Below are 21,747 nucleotides of genomic sequence, written 5' to 3' on the forward strand. Positions count from 1 at the left end.
CGCTTCGGCGGGCTTTTTCCTTTTCCGGCGCAGCAAAATCCCCGCACTGGCCTTATCATCGCGTTGTAATCCGCCGACCGGCCCATGCCATGAAATTCGCCATCGCCCTCTTCGCTCCTCCCCACTCGCCCGCCGCCCGGCGCGCCCTGCGCTTCGCCGAGGCGGTGCTCGCCAGCGGCCACGAGATCGTCCGCCTGTTCTTCTACCAGGACGGCGTGCACAGCGCCTCGAGCAACCCGGTGAGCGGCCAGGACGAGCTGGACGTGGCGGCGGCCTGGACGCGCTTCGTCGGCGAGTACCGGCTCGACGCCGTGGTGTGCATCGCCGCCGCCCTGCGCCGTGGCGTGCTCAACGCCGAGGAGGCCGCGCGCTACCAGCGCCCGGCGGCCAACCTGCAGGCGCCCTGGGAGCTGTCCGGCCTCGGCCAGTTGCATGAAGCGGCGCAGTTGGCGGACCGCCTGGTCTGCTTCGGAGGCGACTGATGGCCAAGTCCCTGCTGATCGTCAGCCGCCAGGCCCCGTGGAGCGGCCCCGGCGCCCGCGAGGCGCTGGACATCGCCCTGGCCGGCGGTGCCTTCGACCTGCCCATTGCCTTCCTCTTCCTCGACGATGGGGTATTTCAGCTGGCGCCCGGCCAGGCCCCCGCCAGCCTCGAGCAGAAGGACCTGCAGGCCAACCTGCAGGCCCTGCCGCTGTTCGGCGTCGAAAGGCTCTACGCCGCCGCCCGCAGCCTCGCCGAGCGCGGCCTGCCCAGTGCAGGCCTGAACCTGGCGGTGGAAGTGCTGGACGACCTCGCGCTGCGCCAGCTGACCCAGCAATACGACCAGGTGATCACCCTCTGATGAGCACGCTGCATCTGCTTTCCCACTCCCCGTTCGGCGATGGCCGCTTCGACAGCTGCCTGCAGCTGCTGTCCCACGACGACGGCCTGCTGCTCAGTGGCGATGCCGTCTACGCCCTTGCCGCCGGCAGCGCCCCGCGCCAGCGCCTGGAGCACCTGTCCAACGCCTGCTTCGCCCTCGCCGAGGACCTGCAGGCGCGCGGCCTGCAGGCACAGCTGCCGGCCAACCTGAAGGCGCTGGACTACCCCGCCTTCGTCGAACTCTGCACCCGCTACGACAAGGTCAACGCCTGGCTATGACTACCCTGATGGTGGAAGGGCGCGGCATCGCCCTGGACAAGGACGGCTACCTGCAGTACCTGGACGACTGGTCGGTGCCGGTCGCCGAGGCCCTGGCCCAGCAGGAAGGCCTGCACCTCTCGCCGGAGCACTGGGAAATCCTCCACCTGCTGCGCGAGTTCTATGCGCAGTTCCAGCTGTCGCCGGCCAACCGCCCGCTGATCAAGTACGTAGCCCAGCGCCTGGGCGCGGAAAAGGGCAGCAGCCTGCACCTCAACCTCCTGTTCAAGGGCACCCCGGCCAAGCTTGCCGCCAAGCTCGCCGGCCTGCCGAAGCCGACCAATTGCCTATGACCGCCGCTCCCCTCGTCCTGCAGACACCCGCCGAACACCCCTTCGCGCAGTTCGTGCGCATCCTCGGCAAGGGCAAGCGCGGCGCGCGCAGCCTGACCCGCGAGGAAGCCCGCGAGGCCCTCGGCATGATCCTCGATGGCCAGGTCGAGGAGGCGCAGCTGGGCGCCTTCCTGATGCTGCTGCGGCACAAGGAGGAAAGCGCCGACGAGCTGGCCGGCTTCACCGAGGCCGTGCGCGCCCGCCTGGACGCACCGCGGATCGCCGTCGACCTCGACTGGCCCAGCTATGCCGGCAAGAAGCGCCACCTGCCCTGGTATCTGCTGGCCGCCAAGTGCCTGGCCGGCAGCGGCACGCGCATCCTCCTGCACGGCGGCGGCGCGCACACCGCCGGGCGCCTGTACACCGAGCAGTTGCTGCAGACGCTGGACATCCCGCTGTGCCGCGACTGGAACGCGGTGGGCGAAGCGCTCGACCGCGGCGGCCTGGCCTTCGCCCCGCTGCTGGACTGGATGCCGGTGCTGCAGCGGATGATCGACCTGCGCAACACCCTCGGCTTGCGCTCGCCCATCCACTCCCTGGTGCGCCTGCTCAACCCGCTGGGGGCCACCTGCATCCTGCAGAGCATCTTCCACCCCGGCTACCAGGAGACCCACCGCGAAGGTAGCCGCCTGCTCGGCGACCGCGCCATCGTGATCAAGGGCGAAGGCGGCGAGATCGAGATCAACCCGGACAGCCCGGCGCACCTCTACGGCACCGAGGCGGGCCAGAGCTGGGACGAGGAATGGCCGGCCCTCTCGGCGCTGCGCCACGTCAAGCCGGAGCGGCTGGAGCCGCAGGTGCTGGCGGAGGTCTGGCGCGGCGAACGGGAAGACGCGTACGGCGAACTGGCGGTGGTCGCCACCATCGCCCTGGGCCTGCGCGGGCTGGGCCGCGACCGCGAGGCGGCCTTCGCCGAGGCCCGGCAACGCTGGGCTGCCCGTGACAAATCGATCGGATAGATAGTTTCCACCCTGTTTTTGCAGCGATCCATCGATGGCAAGGGCGTAGACTGGCTCCCATACCCTTTCATGAGGAGCCAGTCATGGGACAGCTCATCGATGGCCGCTGGCATGACCAGTGGTACGACACCAGCAAGGACGGCCACTTCCAGCGCGAGAACGCGCAACGCCGCAACTGGGTCACCGCCGACGGCGGCGCCGGCCCCAGTGGTGAAGGCGGCTTCCGCGCCGAGGCCGGGCGCTACCACCTGTACGTCTCCCTGGCCTGTCCCTGGGCGCACCGCACACTGATCTACCGCCAGCTCAAGGGCCTGGCCGGGCTGATCGACGTCTCGGTGGTCAGTTGGCTGATGCTGGAGAACGGCTGGACCTTCGACCGCAGCCTGGGCTCCACCGGAGACGCCCTGGACGGCCTGGAGTTCCTGCACCAGCGCTACACCCGCGACGACCCGCACTACACCGGCCGCGTTACCGTGCCGGTGCTGTGGGACAAGCAGCGCAAGCGCATCGTCAGCAACGAGTCGGCGGAAATCATCCGCATGTTCAACTCGGCCTTCGACGGCCTGACCGGCAACGATCTGGACCTCTACCCCACGCCGTTGCAGGGCGAGATAGACGCGTTGAACGAGCGCATCTACCCGGCGGTGAACAACGGCGTGTACCGCGCCGGCTTCGCCACCACCCAGGCGGCCTATGAAGAGGCCTTCGTCACCCTGTTCGAGGAACTCGACTGCCTGGAGAAGCGCCTGGGCGAGCGGCGCTACCTGGCCGGCGAGCACCTGACCGAGGCCGACATCCGCCTGTTCACCACGCTGGTCCGCTTCGACGCCGTGTACCACGGGCACTTCAAGTGCAACCTGCGGCGCCTGGCGGATTACCCGAACCTGTCCGGCTGGCTGCGCGAGCTTTACCAGTTGCCGGGGGTGGCGAGCACGGTGAACTTCCAGCACATCAAGAACCACTATTACGGCAGCCACCGCACCATCAACCCGACCGGCATAGTGCCGCTGGGGCCGCAGCAGGACTTCAGCGGGCCGCACGGGCGCGTGCACCTGCCGGGCCAGGGGATTGCGCGCAAGGGTTGAAGGCGCAACGGCCTTGAACCTCGGCGAGGCCCATGCGGCATGGCGATGGGTATCGCTTCGCTCCACCCATCCTACGGAATCGGCGCTTCGGGTTCGGCCACGGCGTTGGCGGCAAGAACGGCAACGGCGTACAACCGCGAACGGTTGTACGCCCTACGGGTGGGCCTGGCGTAGGGCGCCTAACGCCTCCGGCGTTATCCGCCGATTGACCTTGGCCACATTCCGCTCGGTGCCGGGTACGGAGCCGCCGTCGGAGGCGCGCCAGGCTCGACCACGGAGTTGCCGACAAGAAAGGTGTAGCGGCGTACAACCGCGAACGGTTGTACGCCCTACGGGTAGGCCTGGCGTAGGGCGCATAACGCCTCCGGCGTTATCCGCCGTTTGACCTTGGCCGCATTCCGCTCGGTGCCGGGCACGGAGTCGCCGTCGCAGGCGCGCCAGGCTCAACCACGGAGTTACCGACAGGAAAGGTGTAGCGGCGGATAACCGCGAACGGTTATGCGCCCTACGGTCAGGAATTCGGCGCCTCAGAGCGGCTTGTCGATGCCGTCGTAGATCTTCTGCAGGGCGTCCAGGCGTTCCTGGTAGCGTTTCTTCAGGCAGGCCTTGTTGCTGCCGCAGGCGCGGCGCTGGTCCAGCCAGGCCAGCTGGGCGTCGCCCATGTTGCCGCGCATGCCCATGGCGAACAGGCCGCTGAGCAGGCGGTAGGTGGTGGCCATCTGCACGTCCAGCTCGGACAGTTGGCGGTCGGCGCAGATGGCTTTTTCATCGGTGTGGCGCGCCTTCCTGCAGTCGAAGCTGGCGGCGCCGGCCGGCAAGGCCGCGGCAGCCAGGGCGCAGGCCGCGCCCCAGGCCATCGTAGCGCGCCAGGCTTTCATCGCTGACCTTCGAACCAGGCGAGCTTGTCGCGCAGGGTGACCACCTCGCCGACTATCACCAGCGTCGGCGCGTGCACCTCGTGCTCGGCGACCAATTGCGGCAGATTGGCCAGGGTACCGGTGAACACCCGCTGGTGTTCGGTGGTGCCCTGCTGGATCAACGCGGCGGGCGTGTCGGCGGAGCGGCCGTGGCGCACCAGCTCCTCGCAGATCACCGGCAGGCCCACCAGGCCCATGTAGAACACCAGGGTCTGGCCCGGGGCCACCAGGTCGTTCCACGGCAGGTCGCTGGTGCCGTCCTTCAGGTGGCCGGTGACGAAGCGCACCGACTGGGCGTAGTCGCGGTGGGTCAGCGGGATGCCGGCGTAGGCCGCGCAGCCGCTGGCCGCGGTGATGCCCGGCACCACCTGGAAGGGGATGCCGTTGGCCGCCAGCTCGTCGATTTCCTCGCCGCCGCGGCCGAAGATGAACGGGTCGCCGCCCTTCAGGCGCAGCACGCGCTTGCCCTGTTTGGCCAGCTCGACCAGCTTGCGGTTGATCTCGTCCTGGGGCACCGCGTGGTCCGCGCGGCGCTTGCCGACGTACAGGCGGTCGGCGTCGCGGCGGCACAGTTCGAGGATGGCCGGGGCCACCAGGCGGTCGTAGAGCACCACGTCGGCCTGCTGCATCAGGCGCAGGGCGCGGAAGGTCAGCAGGTCCGGGTCGCCGGGGCCTGCGCCGACCAGGTAGACCTCGCCACGAGCTTCGGCCTGGCCTTTTTCCAGCTTGTCCGCCAGCAGGCGCTCGGCTTCCGCCGGCTGGCCGGCGAGCATGCGTTCGGCCACCGGGCCCTGGAACACCTCTTCCCAGAACTGGCGGCGCTGTTGCAGGTCCGGCAGGCGCCGCTTGACCGCTTCGCGGAAGCGGCTGGCCAGCCCGGCCAGCTGGCCGTAGGTGGCGGGGATCCAGGTTTCCAGCCGTGCCCGCAGCAGGCGCGCCAGCACCGGCGCGTCGCCGCCGCTGGAGACGGCCACCAGCAAGGGCGAGCGGTCGACGATGGCGGGGAAGATCACGCTGCACAGCGCCGGCGCGTCCACCACGTTGACCGGTACGCCGCGGGCGTGGGCATCGCGGGAGACCTGGGCGTTCAGCGGCTCGTCGTCGGTGGCGGCGATGGCCAGCACGCAGTCGGCCAGGTCGCCCTCGGCGTAGCGGCGTTCGAGCAGTTCGCCAGCGCCCTGCTCCACCAGTTCGCGCAGCTCGCTGTGGACCTGGGGCGCGACCACCCGCAGCACGGCGCCCGCGCTGTCGAGCAGGCGCGCCTTGCGCAGGGCGACCTCACCGCCGCCGACCAGGAGTGCGCGACGCCCGCGCAGGACGTGGAACAGCGGCAGCGCATCCATCTCAGCCGATCACCTCGATGCCGCCCATGTAGGGCTTGAGCACCTCGGGGACGCGGATGCTGCCGTCGGCCTGCTGGTAGTTCTCCAGCACGGCGACCAGGGTGCGGCCCACCGCCAGGCCGGAGCCGTTGAGGGTGTGCAGCAGTTCCGGCTTGCCGGTTTCCGGGTTGCGGAAGCGCGCCTGCATGCGGCGGGCCTGGAAGTCGCCGCAGTTGGAGCAGGAGGAAATCTCGCGGTACTTGTCCTGGCTCGGCACCCAGACTTCCAGGTCGTAGGTCTTGGCCGCGCTGAAGCCCATGTCGCCGGTGCACAGCGCCAGCACGCGGTACGGCAGCTCCAGGGCCTGCAGCACCTTCTCGGCGTTGCCGACCAGGCTTTCCAGGGCTTCCCAGGACTTGGCCGGGTCGACGATCTGCACCATCTCGACCTTGTCGAACTGGTGCTGGCGGATCATCCCGCGGGTATCGCGGCCCGAGGCGCCGGCTTCGCTGCGGAAGCACGGGGTGTGGGCGACGAACTTCAGCGGCAGCTCCCGGGCGTCGAGGATCTGCCCGGCGACGATGTTGGTCAGGGAGACTTCGGCGGTGGGGATCAGGTACAGGTCGGCCTCGCCATCGCGGCCGATCTTGAACAGGTCTTCCTCGAACTTCGGCAGCTGGCCGGTGCCCTGCAGCGCCGGCGCCTGCACCAGGTACGGGGTGTAGGCCTCCTCGTAGCCGTGCTCGCGGGTGTGCAGGTCGATCATGAACTGCGCCAGGGCGCGGTGCAGGCGGGCGATGGGGCCGCGCATCAGGGCGAAGCGGGCGCCGGACAGCCGCGCGGCGGTCTCGAAGTCCAGCCAGCCGTGCTGCTCGCCGAGGGCGACGTGGTCCTTGATGGCGAAGTCGAAGCTGCGCGGGGTGCCCCAGCGGCGCACTTCAAGGTTGTCTTCCTCGTCCGCGCCCACCGGCACCGACTCGTGGGGCAGGTTGGGGATGGTCAGCAGCAGCGCATCCAGCTCGGCCTGGATCACGTCCAGCTCGCGCTTGCCGGCTTCCAGCTCGTCGGCCATGCGGTTGACCTCAGCCTTGAGCGGCTCGACGTCCTCGCCACGCTTCATGGCCTGGCCGATCGACTTGGAACGCGCGTTGCGCTCGGCCTGCAGGGTCTCGGTGCGGGTCTGCACGGACTTGCGCTGGTTCTCCAGCGCCTCGATGCGCGCCACGTCCAGGGTGAAACCGCGGGCGGCGAGGCGGTCGGCCACTTCCTGCGGCTGGGTGCGTACCAGTTTGGAATCGAGCATGGTCTGTTCTCGTGTCTAGTGTCGGCGGCGCTCGGGCGCCGCTCAGGATTTTCTGCGTTTTCTCGGGCTGGCCCGGTCCAGGACCGCCAGGTGCTTGAGCTTCTCGCCGATCTTCAGTTCCAGGCCACGGGGCACGGGCTGGTAATACTGGCGCGGTTCGAGCCCTTCAGGGAAGTAGTCTTCCCCGGCGGCGTAGGCGTCGGGTTCGTCATGGGCGTAACGATACTCCTCGCCGTAGCCGAGGTTCTTCATCAGTTTGGTCGGTGCGTTGCGCAGGTGCAGCGGCACTTCCAGCGAGCCGTTCTCGGCGACGTCGCGGCGTGCCGTGTTGTAGGCGTTGTAGACCGCGTTGCTCTTCGGCGCGCAGGCCAGGTAGACGATGGCCTGGGCGATGGCCAGTTCGCCTTCCGGGCTGCCCAGGCGCTCCTGCACGTCCCAGGCGTGCAGGCACAGGGTCAGGGCGCGGGGGTCGGCGTTGCCGATGTCCTCGCTGGCCATGCGCACCACGCGGCGGGCGATGTACAGCGGGTCGCAGCCGCCGTCGAGCATGCGCGCGTACCAGTAGAGCGCGCCGTCCGGGCTTGAGCCGCGCACCGACTTGTGCAGGGCGCTGATCTGGTCGTAGAAGGCCTCGCCGCCCTTGTCGAAGCGCCGGCGGCTGTCGCCCAGCAGGTTCTGCAGCAGCTCGGGGCTGATCTCGCCGCCGTCCTCGGCCAGGTCGGAGGCGTTCTCCAGCAGGTTGAGCAGGCGCCGGCCGTCACCGTCGGCGGCGGCCATGAGGATGGCGAAGCTTTCCTCCGGCAGGCTCAGGTGGCGCTTGCCCAGGCCCTTGTCCTCGCTCAGCGCGCGCTGCACCAGCTTGCGCAGGGCGGCCTCGTCCAGGCTTTTCAGCACGTAGACGCGGGCCCGCGAGAGCAGTGCGTTGTTCAGCTCGAACGAGGGGTTCTCGGTGGTGGCGCCGATGAAGATCAGGGTGCCGTCTTCGACGTAGGGCAGGAAGGCGTCCTGCTGGCTCTTGTTGAAGCGGTGCACCTCGTCGACGAAGAGGATGGTGCGGCGGCCGTACTGCGCGGCCTGCTGCTTGGCCATCTCCACCGACTGGCGGATTTCCTTCACCCCGAGAGCACCGCGGAGATGGTCTCGAAGTGGGCGTCGGAGACCTGCGCCAGCAGCTTGGCCAGGGTGGTCTTGCCCACCCCCGGCGGGCCCCAGAAGATCATCGAGTGCAGCGCGCCCTGCTCCAGCGCCTCGCGCAGCGGCTTGCCGCGGGCGAGCAGGTGCTCCTGGCCGACGTATTCGTCCAGGCTGGCGGCGCGCAGGCGCGCGGCCAGGGGCTGGGCTACGGGTTCGGAACGGAACAGGTCCACGCTGCTACCTCACAGGCGCCGGCGGCGCCCGCTCACTCCTGGATGACGTCGACGCCCTTGGGCGCCTCGAAGACGAACTGCTTGGCGTCCACCGGCTGGTTCATCTTCACGTCGAAGAACAGGATGTTGGTGCGCTGGCCGACGCTGTCGATCAGCTGCATGTCGTTGACCACCCCGTTGCGGAAGGAAATCCGCAGGTTGTCGAACAGGGTGTCCTTGTCCTTCGGCTTGAGGATGAAGTCGACCACGTTGCCGCCGTCCTTGCTGGTGATGTCGAAGCTCTCGTGGATCTTCGAGATGTCGCCGGAGAGCAGCAGCGCCGGGGTCTGGGTCAGGCGCTGGTCGAGCTTCTGGATGGTCACCTGCTGCAGGTCCGGGTCGTACAGCCAGATCTTCTCGCCGTTGGAGATCAGCAGTTGCTCCTGGGGCGCGTCGGTGTGCCAGCGGAACAGGCCCGGGCGCTTGAGCGCCAGGTTGCCGGCGGTCTCCTGCAGGCGGGTGCCGCTGCCGTCCAGGGTCAGCTGGGAGAAGCGCGCGCTCAGGGTCTGGGCCTTGCTCAGCATCGCACTCAGGCGCTGGGTGGCGGCATCGTCGGCGTGGGCCTGGATGCCGGCGACGGCCAGCGCGGCAAGCACGAGCATGCGGATCAGTCGCATGGAAATCCTCGATCAGTCGCGGATGGGGGCCGGCGCGGTCACTTCGCGCGAGCCGTTGGAATTCATCGGGGTGACCACACCGGCCATTTCCATCGCCTCGATCATGCGCGCGGCGCGGTTGTAGCCGATCTTCAGCTTGCGCTGCACCGCGGAGATGGAGGCGCGGCGGCTCTCGGTGACGAAGCGTACGGCCTCGTCGTACAGCGGGTCGTCCTCGCTACCCTCGCCACCTTCACCGCCGCCGCCACCTTCGAAGCTGCCGCCACCGCCTTCATCGGCGCCAGCAAGGATGTCCTCGATGTAGTCGGGCGCGCCGCGCAGCTTCCAGGCCTCGACCACGCGGTGCACCTCGTCGTCGGAGACGAAGGCGCCGTGGACGCGGATCGGCAGGCCGGTGCCCGGCGGCAGGTAGAGCATGTCGCCGTGGCCGAGCAGTTGTTCGGCGCCACCCTGATCGAGGATGGTCCGCGAGTCGATCTTGCTCGACACCTGGAAGGCGATGCGGGTCGGGATGTTGGCCTTGATCAGGCCGGTGATCACGTCCACCGAGGGGCGCTGGGTGGCGAGGATCAGGTGGATGCCCGCGGCCCGCGCCTTCTGCGCGATACGGGCGATCAGCTCTTCGACCTTCTTGCCGACGATCATCATCATGTCGGCGAATTCGTCCACCACCACCACTATGGTCGGCAGCGTGTGCAGCAGCGGCGCCTCGTCTTCCATGCTCTCGCGGCGGTACAGCGGGTCGGTCAGCGGCGTGCCGGCCTCCTCGGCGTCCTTCACCTTGCGGTTGAAGCCGGCCAGGTTGCGCACGCCCATGGCGGCCATCAGCTTGTAGCGCCGCTCCATCTCGGCGACGCTCCAGCGCAGGGCGTTGGCCGCCTCCTTCATGTCGGTGACCACCGGGCAGAGCAGGTGCGGGATGCCCTCGTAGATCGACAGTTCGAGCATCTTCGGGTCGATCATGATCAGCCGCGCATCCTGGGGCGTGGACTTGAACAGGATCGACAGCAGCATGGCGTTCACGCCCACCGACTTGCCCGAGCCGGTGGTACCGGCCACCAGCAGGTGCGGCATCTTCGCAAGGTCAGTGATGACCGGGTGGCCACCGATGTCGTGGCCCAGGGCCAGTGGCACGGTGGACTTGTGCTCGTCGTACTCCGGCGACATCAGCACTTCGGAGAAGCGTACCATCTGCCGGTCTTCGTTGGGGATCTCGATGCCCACGGTGGTCTTGCCGGGGATGACCTCGACCACCCGCACGCTGATCACCGCCAGCGAGCGCGCCAGGTCCTTGGCCAGGTTGGAGATGCGGCTGACCTTCACCCCCGCCGCCGGCTGGATTTCGAAACGGGTGATCACCGGGCCCGGATGCACCGACTCGACCACCACCTCGACGCCGAACTCCTTGAGCTTGATCTCCAGCAGGCGCGACATGGCCTCCAGCGACTCCGGGGAGTAGCTGCGCTTCTTCTCGCCGGCCGGGTCGAGGATCGACAGCGGCGGCAGGGTGCCTTCGACGGCGGTGTCGACGAACAGCGGCGCCTGTTTTTCCTTGAGCACGCGCTTGCTGGGCTCGGCGGGCTTGGGCGGCGGCGGCGCGTCGATCTTCGGCGCCGGGCGCTTCTCGCGCTCCTGCACGCTCTTGGCCAGGGCCTCCTCGCGCTCGATCAGGCGTTCCTTGACCTTGGCCTGCTCGCGGCGGTCCGGCACCACGGGCGCGGCCACCTCGGCGACGCGCTCGTCCACCTCGCGCAGTTGCGCGACCAGTTGCCGGTGCTCGCTGCGCGCGCTCCACCAGCGGTTGAAGGCGTTCTGGATCAGCTCGAAGAGGTCCAGGGTGATCTTCCCGGTGACGTCCATCACCTGGAACCAGGACAGGTCGGCGAACACGGTCAGGCCGAACAGGAACAGGGCGATGAACAGCAGGGTGCTGCCCTGCACGTTGAGGGCGTTCAGCGCCAGCTGGCCGAGGCTCTCGCCCACGGCGCCGCCGGCGGAGGCCGGCAGGTGGCCGCCACCGATGTGGAAATGGATGTAGGCCAGCGCCGAGCCGGAGAGGATCAGGAACACCAGGCCGATCAGCCGCCAGGAGAACAGCCAGCCGCTGAACTCCCAGGACATGTGGCGCTTGCGGAAGATCTGCCAGGTCTTGACCCCCAGCAGCAGCGGGAACAGGTAGGCGAAGTAGCCCAGCGCGACGAAGAGGATGTCGGCGCTCAGGGCCCCCAGGCGACCAGCGGCGTTCTGCACCTGCTCGACGTGGCTGGAATGGCTCCAGCCCGGATCGGACGAATCATAGGTGAGCAGCGCCATCCACAGGTAGAGGCAGAGCGCGCCGAGCGCGATCAGGGCCCCTTCCTTCAGGCGAATGTGCAATTGCTGACGCCAGGCTGCGGCGTGGCTAGCGGTGGTCGAGTCCTTCAAAACGCGTCTATTCCTGCGCACTGGGCGCGTCCGAGAGTCATCTGGCGACAAAACGGGCCTATTGTACGGCTTTGGCCGCTCGATGCCACAGGGCCCGCCACGGCGCCTTTTGCCGCCTTTTCCAGGTTCGGTGTAGCATAGCCCACCAAGGTTTCACGGCAGCTCAATTGGAGCATGCATTCTCTTACGTGACAAAGGCTTATGGAGTCTTTTTATGAGTGAAGTCAAGCATTCGCGCCTGATCGTCCTGGGCTCCGGCCCGGCGGGTTACACCGCTGCCGTGTACGCCGCGCGGGCCAACCTCAAGCCTGTTGTCATCACCGGCATCCAGCCCGGCGGCCAGCTCACCACCACCACCGAGGTCGACAACTGGCCCGGCGACGTCGAGGGCCTGACCGGTCCCGCCCTGATGGAGCGCATGGAGCAGCACGCCAAGCGTTTCGATACCGAGATCGTCTACGACCACATCCACACCGCCGAGTTGCAGCAGAAGCCGTTCATCCTCAAGGGTGACAGTGGCACCTACAGCTGCGACGCGCTGATCATCGCCACCGGCGCCTCCGCGCAATACCTGGGCATGGCTTCGGAAGAAGCCTTCATGGGCAAGGGCGTCTCCGCCTGCGCCACCTGCGACGGCTTCTTCTACCGCAACCAGGTGGTCTGCGTGGTCGGCGGCGGCAACACCGCGGTCGAGGAAGCGCTGTACCTGGCCAACATCGCCAAGGAAGTGCACCTGATCCACCGCCGCGACAAGCTGCGCTCGGAGAAGATCCTCCAGGACAAGCTGTTCGAGAAGGCGAAGAATGGCAACGTGCGCCTGCACTGGAACACCACCCTGGACGAAGTCCTGGGCGACGACATGGGCGTGGTCGGCGTGCGCCTGAAGGACGTGAACAGCGGCGAGACCCGCCAGTTGGACCTGGCCGGCGTGTTCATCGCCATCGGCCACAAGCCCAACACCGACCTGTTCACCGGCCAGCTGGAAATGCGCGACGGCTACCTGGTGGTCAAGGGCGGCGGCGAAGGCAATGCCACCGCCACCAGTATCCCCGGCGTGTTCGCCGCCGGCGACGTGGCCGACCACGTCTACCGCCAGGCCATCACCTCGGCGGGCGCCGGCTGCATGGCCGCGCTGGACGCCGAGAAATACCTCGACGACAGCCACTGACAGGCCCGGGGAGGGCCCCGCCCTCCCCTACCCCGCCATGCTCAGCTGGCTTTCCCGCGGCAATTTCGACTTCCCGCCCCTCGACCAGGCCCTGCACGAGCCCAACGGCCTGCTCGCGGCCGGCGGCGACCTCGACCCGCGCCGCCTGGTGGCCGCCTACCGCCACGGCTGCTTCCCCTGGTACCAGGACGACCAGCCGATCCTCTGGTGGTCGCCGGACCCGCGCACCGTGCTCTTCCCCGACGAACTGCACGTCTCCCGCAGCCTGGCCAAGTGCCTGCGCCAGGGCCGCTACCGGGTGACCTTCGATACCGCCTTCGACCAGGTCATCGCCGCCTGCGCCGCCCCGCGCGACTATGCCGACGGCACCTGGATCACCCAGCCGATGCAAGACGCCTATCGCCAGTTGCACCGCCAGGGCATCGCCCATTCGGTGGAAAGCTGGGACGGCGAGCAGCTGGTCGGCGGCCTCTACGGCCTGGCCATGGGCCGGCTGTTCTTCGGCGAGTCCATGTTCAGCCGCGCCGACAACGCCTCCAAGGTGGCATTCGTCACCCTGGTGCAACATCTGCGCGCCGCCGGGTTCGTATTGATCGACTGCCAGATGCCCACCCAGCACCTGCACAGCTTCGGCGCCCGCGCCATCAGCCGCGCCGACTTCGCCAGCCACCTGCGCCGTCATCTCGACGAAACGCCGCTCTGCGACTGGCGTTCGCAAGCGGACTCGCGCGGACTGGCATAAACTTGCCAGAGGGTTATCGCGGGGGTTGACCATGACCGAACTGGCCCGACTGAAGTTCTACGCGACGCAGCCGCACCCATGCAGCTACCTGCCCGAGGAGCAGGCCACCACTCTGTTCCTCGATCCCAGCCAGCCCATGGATGCGCAGCTGTATGCCTCGCTGTCGGAAGTCGGTTTCCGTCGCAGCGGCGAGCACCTCTATCGCCCGCACTGCCAGCACTGCACCGCCTGCATCCCGGCGCGCATCCCCGCCGGCGGCTTCCAGCCCAACCGCCAGCAGAAGCGCATCATCAAGCGCAACGCCGACCTCAAGGTGCTCAAGCGCCGCCCGGCCTTCACCGAGGAGTACTACGCGCTGTACATGCGCTACATCGAGCAGCGCCACGCCGACGGCGACATGTACCCGCCCAGCCGCGACCAGTTCAGCACCTTCCTGGTGCGCGACCTGCCGTTCAGCTGCTTCTACGAGTTCCGCCTGCAGGGCCGCCTGCTCGCCGTGGCGGTCACCGACGTGCTGCCCAACGGCCTGTCGGCGGTCTACACCTTCTACGACCCCGACGAGGAACGCCGCAGCCTGGGGCGCTACGCCATCCTCTGGCAGATCGCCGAGACCGAGCGCCTGGGCCTGTACGCGGTGTACCTGGGCTACTGGATCAAGAACTGCCGGAAGATGAACTACAAGACCCAGTACCGGCCCATCGAACTCTTCGTCAACCAGCGCTGGGTGGCGCTCAGCTGAAGCCGGTGCGCCGCTTCTGGCGTATGACATGGATTTCAGGCACAATACTCGCCTTTTTTCAGGCCACCCAGGCCATTCATAGACACCGAGGGCTCTACTGCATGTCGAAAGAAGACAGCTTCGAAATGGAAGGCACTGTCGTCGACACCCTGCCCAACACCATGTTCCGCGTGGAGTTGGAGAACGGGCACGTCGTTACCGCGCACATCTCCGGCAAGATGCGCAAGAACTACATCCGCATCCTGACCGGCGACAAGGTTCGCGTCGAACTGACTCCCTACGACCTGAGCAAGGGTCGCATCACCTACCGCGCACGCTGAGCGCCGAGCGCAAGGTGAAACCGGGCTCCGGCCCGGACGAATAGCAAAACGCCCGGCATTGCCGGGCGTTTGCGTTTGGGCCGAAAAGCCGACCGTCAGGCCGGCTCCGCGGTGACCACCTCGTACTCGAAGACCAGCTCGCCGTCCTTCAGGTCGATGTGTGCCACGCCGCCGTGCTCAGCCAGTTCGCCGAACAGGATCTGCTCGGCCAGGGGCCGCTTGATCTTGTCCTGGATCAGCCGCGCCATCGGGCGAGCGCCCATCTGCGGGTCGTAGCCCTTCTCCGCCAGCCAGTTGCGCGCCGTGTCGCTGACCTCGAGCTGGACGCGCTTGTCCTCCAGCTGCGCCTGCAGCTCGGTGAGGAACTTGTCGACCACGCTCTTGATCGTCTCGTGGCTGAGCCGGCCGAACTGGATGATGGTGTCCAGGCGGTTGCGGAACTCCGGCGTGAAGCTCTTCTTGATCACTTCCATGGCATCGCTGGTGTGGTCCTGCTGGCTGAAGCCGATGGAGGCCCGTGCCGCGGTTTCCGCGCCGGCGTTGGTGGTCATGATGACGATGACGTTGCGGAAGTCCGCCTTGCGCCCGTTGTTGTCGGTCAGGGTGCCGTGGTCCATCACCTGCAGCAGCAGGTTGAAGACTTCCGGGTGGGCCTTCTCGATCTCGTCCAGCAGCAGCACGCAGTGCGGCGTCTTGGTGATGGCCTCGGTGAGCAGGCCGCCCTGGTCGAAGCCGACGTAGCCCGGCGGGGCGCCGATCAGCCGCGATACCGTGTGCCGCTCCATGTACTCGGACATGTCGAAGCGCACCAGCTCCACGCCCAGCGCCTTGGCCAGCTGGCGGGCGACTTCGGTCTTGCCCACCCCGGTGGGGCCGGCGAAGAGGAAGGAGCCGACCGGCTTGTCCGGCGACTTCAGGCCCGCCCGGGACAGCTTGATGGCGGTGGACAGCGACTCGATGGCCGCGTCCTGGCCGAACACCGTCAGCTTGAGGTCGCGCTCCAGGTTGCGCAGCAGCTCCTTGTCCGAACTGGTGACGTGCTTGGGCGGGATCCGCGCGATCTTCGCCACTATGTCCTCGACCTGGGCCACCTCGATGCGCTTCACGCGCTTCTCTTCCGGCTGCAGGCGCTGGTAGGCGCCAGCCTCGTCGATGACGTCGATGGCCTTGTCCGGCATGTGCCGGTCATTGATGTAGCGTGCGGCCAGCTCGGCGGCGGCGCGCAGGGCCTCGTCGCTGTACTCGACGTGGTGGTGCTGCTCGAAGCGCGGCTTGAGCCCCTTGAGGATGCCCACGGTATCTTCCACCGATGGCTCGGTGACGTCGACCTTCTGGAAGCGCCGCGCCAGGGCGCGGTCCTTCTCGAAGATGCCGCGGAATTCCTGGAAGGTGGTCGAGCCGATGCAGCGGATCTCGCCCGAGGAAAGCAGCGGCTTGAGCAGGTTGGACGCGTCCATCACCCCGCCGGACGCCGCGCCGGCGCCGATGATGGTGTGGATCTCGTCGATGAACAGCACCGCGTGCGGGCGCTTGCGCAACTCGTTGAGCAGCGCCTTGAAGCGCTTCTCGAAGTCGCCGCGGTACTTGGTTCCGGCCAGCAGCGCGCCCAGGTCCAGGGAATAGACCACGCTGTCGGCCAGCAGGTCCGGCACCTGGCCGTCGACGATGCGCTTGGCCAGGCCTTCGGCGATGGCGGTCTTGCCGACGCCGGCCTCGCCCACCAGCAGCGGGTTGTTCTTGCGCCGCCGGGCGAGGATCTGCGCCACGCGCTCCACCTCGGATTCGCGGCCGACCAGCGGGTCGATGCGGCCCTGGCGCGCCAGGTCGTTGAGGTTGCTGGCATAGGCGTCCAGCGGGTGGCTGGAAGTGGAGGACTCGCCGCCCTCCTCGTCCTGCATTTCCTGGTCGCTTTCCTGGTGCTCGGCATGGCCGGGCACCTTGGAGATGCCGTGGGCGATGTAGTTCACCACGTCGATGCGGGCGACGCTCTGCTGCTTGAGCAGGAACACCGCCTGGCTCTCCTGCTCGCTGAAGATGGCCACCAGCACGTTGGCGCCGGTCACTTCGCGCTTGCCGGAACTCTGCACGTGGAACACCGCGCGCTGCAGCACGCGCTGGAAGCCCAGGGTCGGCTGGGTCTCGCGGTCCTCGTCGTGCTGCGGGATCAGCGGCGTGGTGGAATCGATGAATTCCTGCAGATCACGACGCAGCTTGTCCAGGTTCGCCCCGCAGGCGCGCAGCACGGTGGCCGCCGCCTCGTTGTCCAGGAGCGCCAGCAGCAGGTGCTCGACGGTCATGAACTCATGCCGTTTTGCCCGCGCTTCCTTGAAGGCGAGATTGAGGGTGACTTCGAGCTCTCGATTCAACATGGCTTCACCTCGCTCCAAACATCCGCATCAGCTTTCTTTCTCAATCTCACACAACAGTGGATGCTGGCTCTCCCTCGCATACTGATTGACCTGCATGGCCTTGGTCTCGGCGATGTCACGGGTGAACGTGCCGCAGACCGCCTTGCCCTGAGTATGTACGGTCAACATGACCTTGGTCGCCTGCTCCCGGTTCATGTTGAAGTACAGCTCCAGTACCTCTACCACGAAATCCATCGGCGTGTAGTCATCGTTGAACATGATGACCCTGTACATCGGCGGAGGTTTCAGGGCCGGCTTGGATTCCTCGACCGCGAGCCCGGCCCCCTCTTCCTCGAGGGGATCGGGACGGTCCTGATTGAATGTTAGTCGAATCTGGCTACTTGCATGCATGCTGGAATAAATGGGTTCGCAACGTGGGAATTAAAGGCCTGAGTGGAGTTTGACCTGAATCTCAGGCGCGGACGAGAGCGCCTTGACTAACCCCAAAACGGTGTTACAAACAAAGGATACCCCACAGCGGGTATCAGGCGTTCTGCGGCCCTGGAATCTCTAGGGTTGGAGCGGAATCGTAGTGGATGATACTCCAGCGATGGAGTCCTTTGCAGAGGGATATCAGCATGCTCAGCGGTAAGGTCAAGTGGTTCAACAACGCCAAGGGCTATGGGTTCATCCTGGCCGACGGCCGAGATGAGGACCTGTTCGCTCATTACTCGGCGATCCAGATGGATGGCTACAAGACGCTCAAGGCCGGCCAGCCGGTCAGCTTCGAGATCCTGCAAGGTCCGAAGGGTCTGCATGCGGTGAACATCCAGCCGATCGGCGCCAGCGCTCCGGCCAGCACCGCCCAGGCCAGCCCCAGCAGCGAGGTGCAGAGCATCACCGCAGAAGCCTGATCCCCCTGCCCGCCATTACCGGCGAAGCAAATGAAGAAAGGCCGGCGAGCACCGGCCTTTTTTCGTTGTCTCACGCCTGTTACATCTTGGCGATCATGGCCTCGCCGAACTCCGAGCAGGACGCCAGCTTGGCGCCTTCCATCAGCCGCTCGAAGTCGTAGGTCACGGTCTTGGCCGCGATGGCGCCGTTCATCCCCTTGATGATCAGGTCGGCCGCCTCGCTCCAGCCCATGTGCCGCAGCATCATTTCGGCGGAGAGGATCAGCGAGCCCGGGTTGACCTTGTCCTGCCCGGCGTACTTGGGCGCGGTGCCGTGGGTCGCCTCGAACATGGCCACCGAATCCGACAGGTTGGCCCCGGGGGCGATGCCGATGCCGCCCACTTCCGCCGCCAGGGCGTCGGAGAGGTAGTCGCCGTTCAGGTTCAGGGTGGCGATCACGTCGTATTCGGCCGGACGCAGCAGGATCTGCTGCAGCATGGCGTCGGCGATCACGTCCTTGACCACGACGTTGCGCCCGGTCAGCGGATTCTTGAACTGCATCCAGGGGCCGCCGTCCAGCAGTTCGGCGCCGAACTCCTCGCGGGCCAGCTCGTAGCCCCAGTCCTTGAAGGCCCCCTCGGTGAACTTCATGATGTTGCCCTTGTGCACCAGGGTGACCGAGCTGCGGTCGTTGTCCACGGCGTACTGCAGGGCCTTGCGCACCAGGCGCCGGGTGCCTTCCCGGGATACCGGCTTGATGCCGATGCCGCAATCCTCGGTGAAGCGGATCTTCTTGACGCCCATCTCCTCGGTGAGGAACTTGATGATCTTCTGCGCCTCGGGCGAGCCGGCCTTCCACTCGACGCCGGCGTAGATGTCCTCGGAATTCTCGCGGAAGATCACCATGTCCACGTCGCCGGGCTTCTTCACCGGGCTGGGCACGCCCTCGAACCAGCGCACCGGGCGCAGGCAGACGTAGAGGTCGAGCTGCTGGCGCAAGGCCACGTTGAGGGAGCGGATGCCGCCGCCGACGGGGGTGGTCAGCGGCCCCTTGATGGACACCACGTAGTCGCGCACGGCCTCCAGGGTCTCTTCGGGCAGCCAGGTGTCCTGGTCGTAGACCTGGGTGGCCTTCTCGCCGGCATAGACCTCCATCCAGGCGATCTTGCGCTGGCCCTTGTAGGCCTTTTCCACGGCTGCATCGACGACGTCGATCATCACCGGGCTGATGTCCACGCCGATGCCGTCGCCTTCGATGTAGGGAATGATCGGGTTGTTCGGTACATTCAGGGAATTGTCGGCATTGACGGTGATGCGCTCACCTGCGGCCGGCACCTGGATCTTCTGGTATCCCATGCTGAACTCCGTGTTGTGGTTGAACCCTGTTGCAGCCCCTGAGGGTAGCCCAGTTGCCCGCCCCTAACCACAAACTTATGCCTTAGTCTAAAAGCCGCGGGTGCGTCACCCCGCCGCGAGAGTGGTATACTGCGCGCCGTGACTTCACAGTCATCGAGGCCCGGGCCGTCTGGGACCAGACCCCTCCCCTCGCAACGGCCACGTCGCCACCCTGACGCGGTCGTACAACGCTCTACTGGCGCCCCTATATCCCCGCGGCAATTCTCGAATGCCGGCACCTTGCCGTGTCGGACGAAAGCGCCCACCAAGGCGTATCGAGACTCTGTGCGCGCCCAGCAAAGAAGAGAGTCATAGTAGATGTCCAACCGCTCGAAGATCACCTACACCTTCACCGACGAAGCACCCGCCCTCGCCACCTACTCGCTCCTCCCGATCGTCAAGGCCTTCGCCGCCTCCGCCGACATTGACGTCGAAACCCGCGACATCTCTCTTGCAGGACGCATCCTCGCCGCCTTCACCGACAAGCTCGGCGACAAGGCCATCGAAGACGACCTGGCCTACCTGGCCAAGCTGGCCACCGCCCCCGACGCCAACATCATCAAGCTGCCGAACATCAGCGCCTCGGTACCCCAGCTCAAGGGCGCCATCGCCGAGCTGCAGGCCCTGGGCTACGCCGTCCCGGACTTCCCGGAAGACCCGCAGACCGACGAAGAGAAAGACACCCGCGCCCGCTACGCCAAGGTCCTGGGCAGCGCCGTGAACCCGGTCCTGCGCGAAGGCAACTCCGACCGCCGCGCCCCGGCCGCGGTCAAGGCCTACGCCCGCAAGCACCCGCACAGCATGGGCAAGTGGAGCATGGCCTCGCGCTCCCACGCCGACTACATGCGCGGCGGCGACTTCTTCTCCAGCGAGCAGTCGGTCACCATCCCCAAGGCCGGTGAGGTCCGCATCGAGTTCGTCGGCAAGGACGGCAAGGTCGAGCTGAAGAAGACCCTGAAGATGCAGGAAGGCGAAGTCCTCGACAGCATGTTCATGAGCTGCAACAAGCTGCGCGCCTTCTTCGAGAAGACCCTGCAGGATTGCAAGGAAACCGGCGTCATGTGGTCCCTGCACGTCAAGGCGACCATGATGAAGATTTCCCACCCGATCGTCTTCGGCCATGCCGTGACCGTCTACTACAAGGACGTGTTCGACAAGTGGGGCCAACTGTTCGAAGAGCTGGGCGTGAACCCGAACAATGGCATCTCCAGCGTCTACGACAAGATCAAGTCGCTGCCCGCCTCGCAGCAGGAAGAGATCCTCCACGACATCCACGAGGTGTACAGCCACCGTCCGGAAATGGCGATGGTCGACTCGGTCAAGGGCATCACCAACCTGCACATCCCCAGCGACGTGATCGTCGACGCCTCCATGCCGGCGATGATCCGCAACTCCGGCCAGATGTGGGGCAAGGACGGCAAGCAGAAGGACACCAAGGCGGTGATGCCGGAGAGCACCTACGCCCGCATCTACCAGGAGATGATCAACTTCTGCAAGACCAACGGCGCCTTCGACCCGACCACCATGGGCAGCGTGCCGAACGTCGGCCTGATGGCGCAGAAGGCCGAGGAATACGGCTCCCACGACAAGACCTTCGAGATGGAAGCCGACGGCACCATGCGCGTGGTCGACGCCGACGGCAAGGTGCTGATGCAGCACGAAGTCGAAGCCGGCGACATCTGGCGCGCCTGCCAGACCAAGGACGCCCCGATCCGCGACTGGGTCAAGCTGGCCGTCACCCGCGCCCGCCAGTCCAACACCCCGGCCATCTTCTGGCTGGACCCGGAGCGCGCCCACGACAACGAGCTGCGCAAGAAGGTCGAGCTGTACCTGAAGGACCACGACCTGACCGGCCTGGACATCAGCATCAAGGGCTACAACGAAGCCATCCGCACCAGCATGGAGCGCATGATCCGCGGCCAGGACACCATCTCGGTGACCGGCAACGTACTGCGCGACTACCTGACCGACCTGTTCCCGATCATGGAACTGGGCACCTCGGCCAAGATGCTCTCCATCGTTCCGCTGATGGCCGGCGGCGGCATGTACGAGACCGGCGCCGGCGGTTCGGCACCCAAGCACGTGCAGCAACTGGTGGAAGAGAACTACCTGCGCTGGGATTCCCTGGGCGAGTTCCTGGCCCTGGCCGTGTCCCTGGAGGAAGAAGGCATCAAGACCGGCAACGCCAAGGCCAAGGTCCTGGGCAAGACCCTCGACGAAGCCACCGGCAAGCTGCTGGACAACAACAAGTCCCCGGCGCGCAAGGTCGGCGACATCGACAACCGCGGCAGCCACTTCTACCTGGCGCTGTACTGGGCCCAGGCCCTGGCCGCGCAGAACGACGACGCCGAGCTGAAAGCCCACTTCACCCCGCTGGCCAAGACCCTGACCGAACAGGAAGCGACCATCGTCGCCGAACTGAACGGCGCCCAGGGCAAGGCCGTGGACATCGGTGGCTACTACCGCTCCAACCCGGAGAAAACCAGCCAGGTGATGCGCCCCAGCGCCACCTTCAACGCCGCCATCGACTCGCTGAACTGAGCCGACGGCTAGCGTGACCGACGAAAACCCCGGCCTGGTGCCGGGGTTTTTCATTT

At 66.8% G+C, this 21,747-nt stretch carries 20 protein-coding genes and 1 pseudogene; 12 read left to right on the plus strand and 9 right to left on the minus strand.

The annotated features are described in order from the left end of the window. Nucleotides 1–89 precede the first annotated feature (89 nt). The 6 genes from tusD (at nucleotide 90) to PKO50_RS19025 (ending at nucleotide 3,555) form a co-directional block, all read left to right on the plus strand. Nucleotides 90–482 (plus strand): sulfurtransferase complex subunit TusD, encoded by a 393-nt coding sequence (gene tusD / locus PKO50_RS19000; protein WP_109935859.1) that lies wholly within the window; start codon nucleotides 90–92, stop codon nucleotides 480–482. Further along, on the plus strand, nucleotides 482–841 hold the full coding sequence (gene tusC / locus PKO50_RS19005) for a sulfurtransferase complex subunit TusC (RefSeq protein WP_109935858.1): 360 nt from the start codon (nucleotides 482–484) through the stop codon (nucleotides 839–841). The genes tusD and tusC overlap by 1 nt, the downstream gene beginning before the upstream one ends. Further along, nucleotides 841–1,140 carry a sulfurtransferase complex subunit TusB gene (gene tusB / locus PKO50_RS19010; protein ID WP_109935857.1) on the plus strand — a complete coding sequence of 100 codons (300 nt, stop codon included), beginning with the start codon at nucleotides 841–843 and terminating at the stop codon, nucleotides 1,138–1,140. Before tusC ends, tusB begins: the two co-directional genes overlap by 1 nt. Next, entirely contained in the window at nucleotides 1,137–1,472 is a 336-nt protein-coding gene (locus PKO50_RS19015; RefSeq protein ID WP_109935856.1) for a TusE/DsrC/DsvC family sulfur relay protein, read from the plus strand. Before tusB ends, PKO50_RS19015 begins: the two co-directional genes overlap by 4 nt. Further along, nucleotides 1,469–2,470, plus strand: a complete 1,002-nt coding sequence (locus PKO50_RS19020; RefSeq protein ID WP_275626925.1) for a glycosyl transferase family protein — start codon at nucleotides 1,469–1,471, stop codon at nucleotides 2,468–2,470. The genes PKO50_RS19015 and PKO50_RS19020 overlap by 4 nt, the downstream gene beginning before the upstream one ends. An 83-nt stretch (nucleotides 2,471–2,553) precedes the next feature. Beyond that, a complete protein-coding gene (locus PKO50_RS19025) occupies nucleotides 2,554–3,555 on the plus strand; it encodes a glutathione S-transferase family protein (RefSeq protein WP_275626926.1) in 1,002 nt (333 codons plus the stop codon). 527 nt (nucleotides 3,556–4,082) lie between these two features. Here the strand turns inward: PKO50_RS19025 and PKO50_RS19030 are convergent. From PKO50_RS19030 to ftsK, 6 genes and pseudogenes are all read right to left on the minus strand, one after another. Beyond that, the gene (locus PKO50_RS19030; RefSeq protein ID WP_275626927.1) at nucleotides 4,083–4,433 is read right to left on the minus strand and encodes a lysozyme inhibitor LprI family protein; all 351 of its coding nucleotides are present in this window, start codon (nucleotides 4,431–4,433) and stop codon (nucleotides 4,083–4,085) included. Continuing rightward, a complete protein-coding gene (gene cysG / locus PKO50_RS19035; protein ID WP_275626928.1) occupies nucleotides 4,430–5,815 on the minus strand; it encodes a siroheme synthase CysG in 1,386 nt (461 codons plus the stop codon). The genes PKO50_RS19030 and cysG overlap by 4 nt, the downstream gene beginning before the upstream one ends. A gap of 1 nt (nucleotide 5,816) precedes the next feature. Then, nucleotides 5,817–7,097, minus strand: coding sequence for a serine--tRNA ligase (gene serS, locus PKO50_RS19040; RefSeq protein ID WP_275626929.1), 1,281 nt, complete (start codon nucleotides 7,095–7,097; stop codon nucleotides 5,817–5,819). A 42-nt stretch (nucleotides 7,098–7,139) separates the two neighbouring features. Then, nucleotides 7,140–8,464: pseudogene (locus PKO50_RS19045) on the minus strand (replication-associated recombination protein A). Between the two features lie 32 nt (nucleotides 8,465–8,496). Then, nucleotides 8,497–9,120, minus strand: a complete 624-nt coding sequence (gene lolA, locus PKO50_RS19050; protein ID WP_089394866.1) for an outer membrane lipoprotein chaperone LolA — start codon at nucleotides 9,118–9,120, stop codon at nucleotides 8,497–8,499. Between the two features lie 12 nt (nucleotides 9,121–9,132). Continuing rightward, on the minus strand, nucleotides 9,133–11,565 hold the full coding sequence (gene ftsK, locus PKO50_RS19055) for a DNA translocase FtsK (RefSeq protein WP_275626930.1): 2,433 nt from the start codon (nucleotides 11,563–11,565) through the stop codon (nucleotides 9,133–9,135). 193 nt (nucleotides 11,566–11,758) lie between these two features. Between ftsK and trxB the strand changes: the two genes are divergently transcribed. From trxB to infA, 4 genes are all read left to right on the plus strand, one after another. Further along, nucleotides 11,759–12,712 carry a thioredoxin-disulfide reductase gene (gene trxB / locus PKO50_RS19060; protein ID WP_275626931.1) on the plus strand — a complete coding sequence of 318 codons (954 nt, stop codon included), beginning with the start codon at nucleotides 11,759–11,761 and terminating at the stop codon, nucleotides 12,710–12,712. Between the two features lie 37 nt (nucleotides 12,713–12,749). Further along, the gene (aat, locus tag PKO50_RS19065) at nucleotides 12,750–13,454 is read left to right on the plus strand and encodes a leucyl/phenylalanyl-tRNA--protein transferase (protein ID WP_089394869.1); all 705 of its coding nucleotides are present in this window, start codon (nucleotides 12,750–12,752) and stop codon (nucleotides 13,452–13,454) included. A 31-nt stretch (nucleotides 13,455–13,485) separates the two neighbouring features. Continuing rightward, complete coding sequence (locus PKO50_RS19070) at nucleotides 13,486–14,193, plus strand: arginyltransferase (protein WP_089394870.1); 708 nt, start codon at nucleotides 13,486–13,488, stop codon at nucleotides 14,191–14,193. 101 nt (nucleotides 14,194–14,294) lie between these two features. Continuing rightward, nucleotides 14,295–14,513 (plus strand): translation initiation factor IF-1, encoded by a 219-nt coding sequence (gene infA / locus PKO50_RS19075; RefSeq protein WP_002553999.1) that lies wholly within the window; start codon nucleotides 14,295–14,297, stop codon nucleotides 14,511–14,513. A 95-nt stretch (nucleotides 14,514–14,608) separates the two neighbouring features. Here the strand turns inward: infA and clpA are convergent, their stop codons facing one another. Further along, complete coding sequence (clpA, locus tag PKO50_RS19080) at nucleotides 14,609–16,882, minus strand: ATP-dependent Clp protease ATP-binding subunit ClpA (RefSeq protein WP_275626932.1); 2,274 nt, start codon at nucleotides 16,880–16,882, stop codon at nucleotides 14,609–14,611. Between the two features lie 27 nt (nucleotides 16,883–16,909). Further along, nucleotides 16,910–17,272 (minus strand): ATP-dependent Clp protease adapter ClpS, encoded by a 363-nt coding sequence (clpS, locus tag PKO50_RS19085; RefSeq protein ID WP_024128657.1) that lies wholly within the window; start codon nucleotides 17,270–17,272, stop codon nucleotides 16,910–16,912. Between the two features lie 227 nt (nucleotides 17,273–17,499). Here clpS and cspD point away from each other — a divergent pair, with 227 nt between their 5' ends. Next, nucleotides 17,500–17,775 carry a cold shock domain-containing protein CspD gene (cspD, locus tag PKO50_RS19090; protein WP_275626933.1) on the plus strand — a complete coding sequence of 92 codons (276 nt, stop codon included), beginning with the start codon at nucleotides 17,500–17,502 and terminating at the stop codon, nucleotides 17,773–17,775. A 79-nt stretch (nucleotides 17,776–17,854) separates the two neighbouring features. Here cspD and icd read toward each other — a convergent pair whose 3' ends face one another. After that, nucleotides 17,855–19,111: an NADP-dependent isocitrate dehydrogenase gene (gene icd / locus PKO50_RS19095; RefSeq protein WP_109933561.1), complete on the minus strand. Its 1,257-nt coding sequence runs from the start codon at nucleotides 19,109–19,111 to the stop codon at nucleotides 17,855–17,857. A gap of 357 nt (nucleotides 19,112–19,468) precedes the next feature. Between icd and PKO50_RS19100 the strand changes: the two genes are divergently transcribed. Continuing rightward, nucleotides 19,469–21,691, plus strand: coding sequence for an NADP-dependent isocitrate dehydrogenase (locus tag PKO50_RS19100; RefSeq protein WP_275626934.1), 2,223 nt, complete (start codon nucleotides 19,469–19,471; stop codon nucleotides 21,689–21,691). Nucleotides 21,692–21,747 lie beyond the last annotated feature (56 nt).

The sequence above is a fragment of the Pseudomonas sp. 273 genome, assembly GCF_029201425.1.
Taxonomy (GTDB): domain Bacteria; phylum Pseudomonadota; class Gammaproteobacteria; order Pseudomonadales; family Pseudomonadaceae; genus Pseudomonas; species Pseudomonas delhiensis.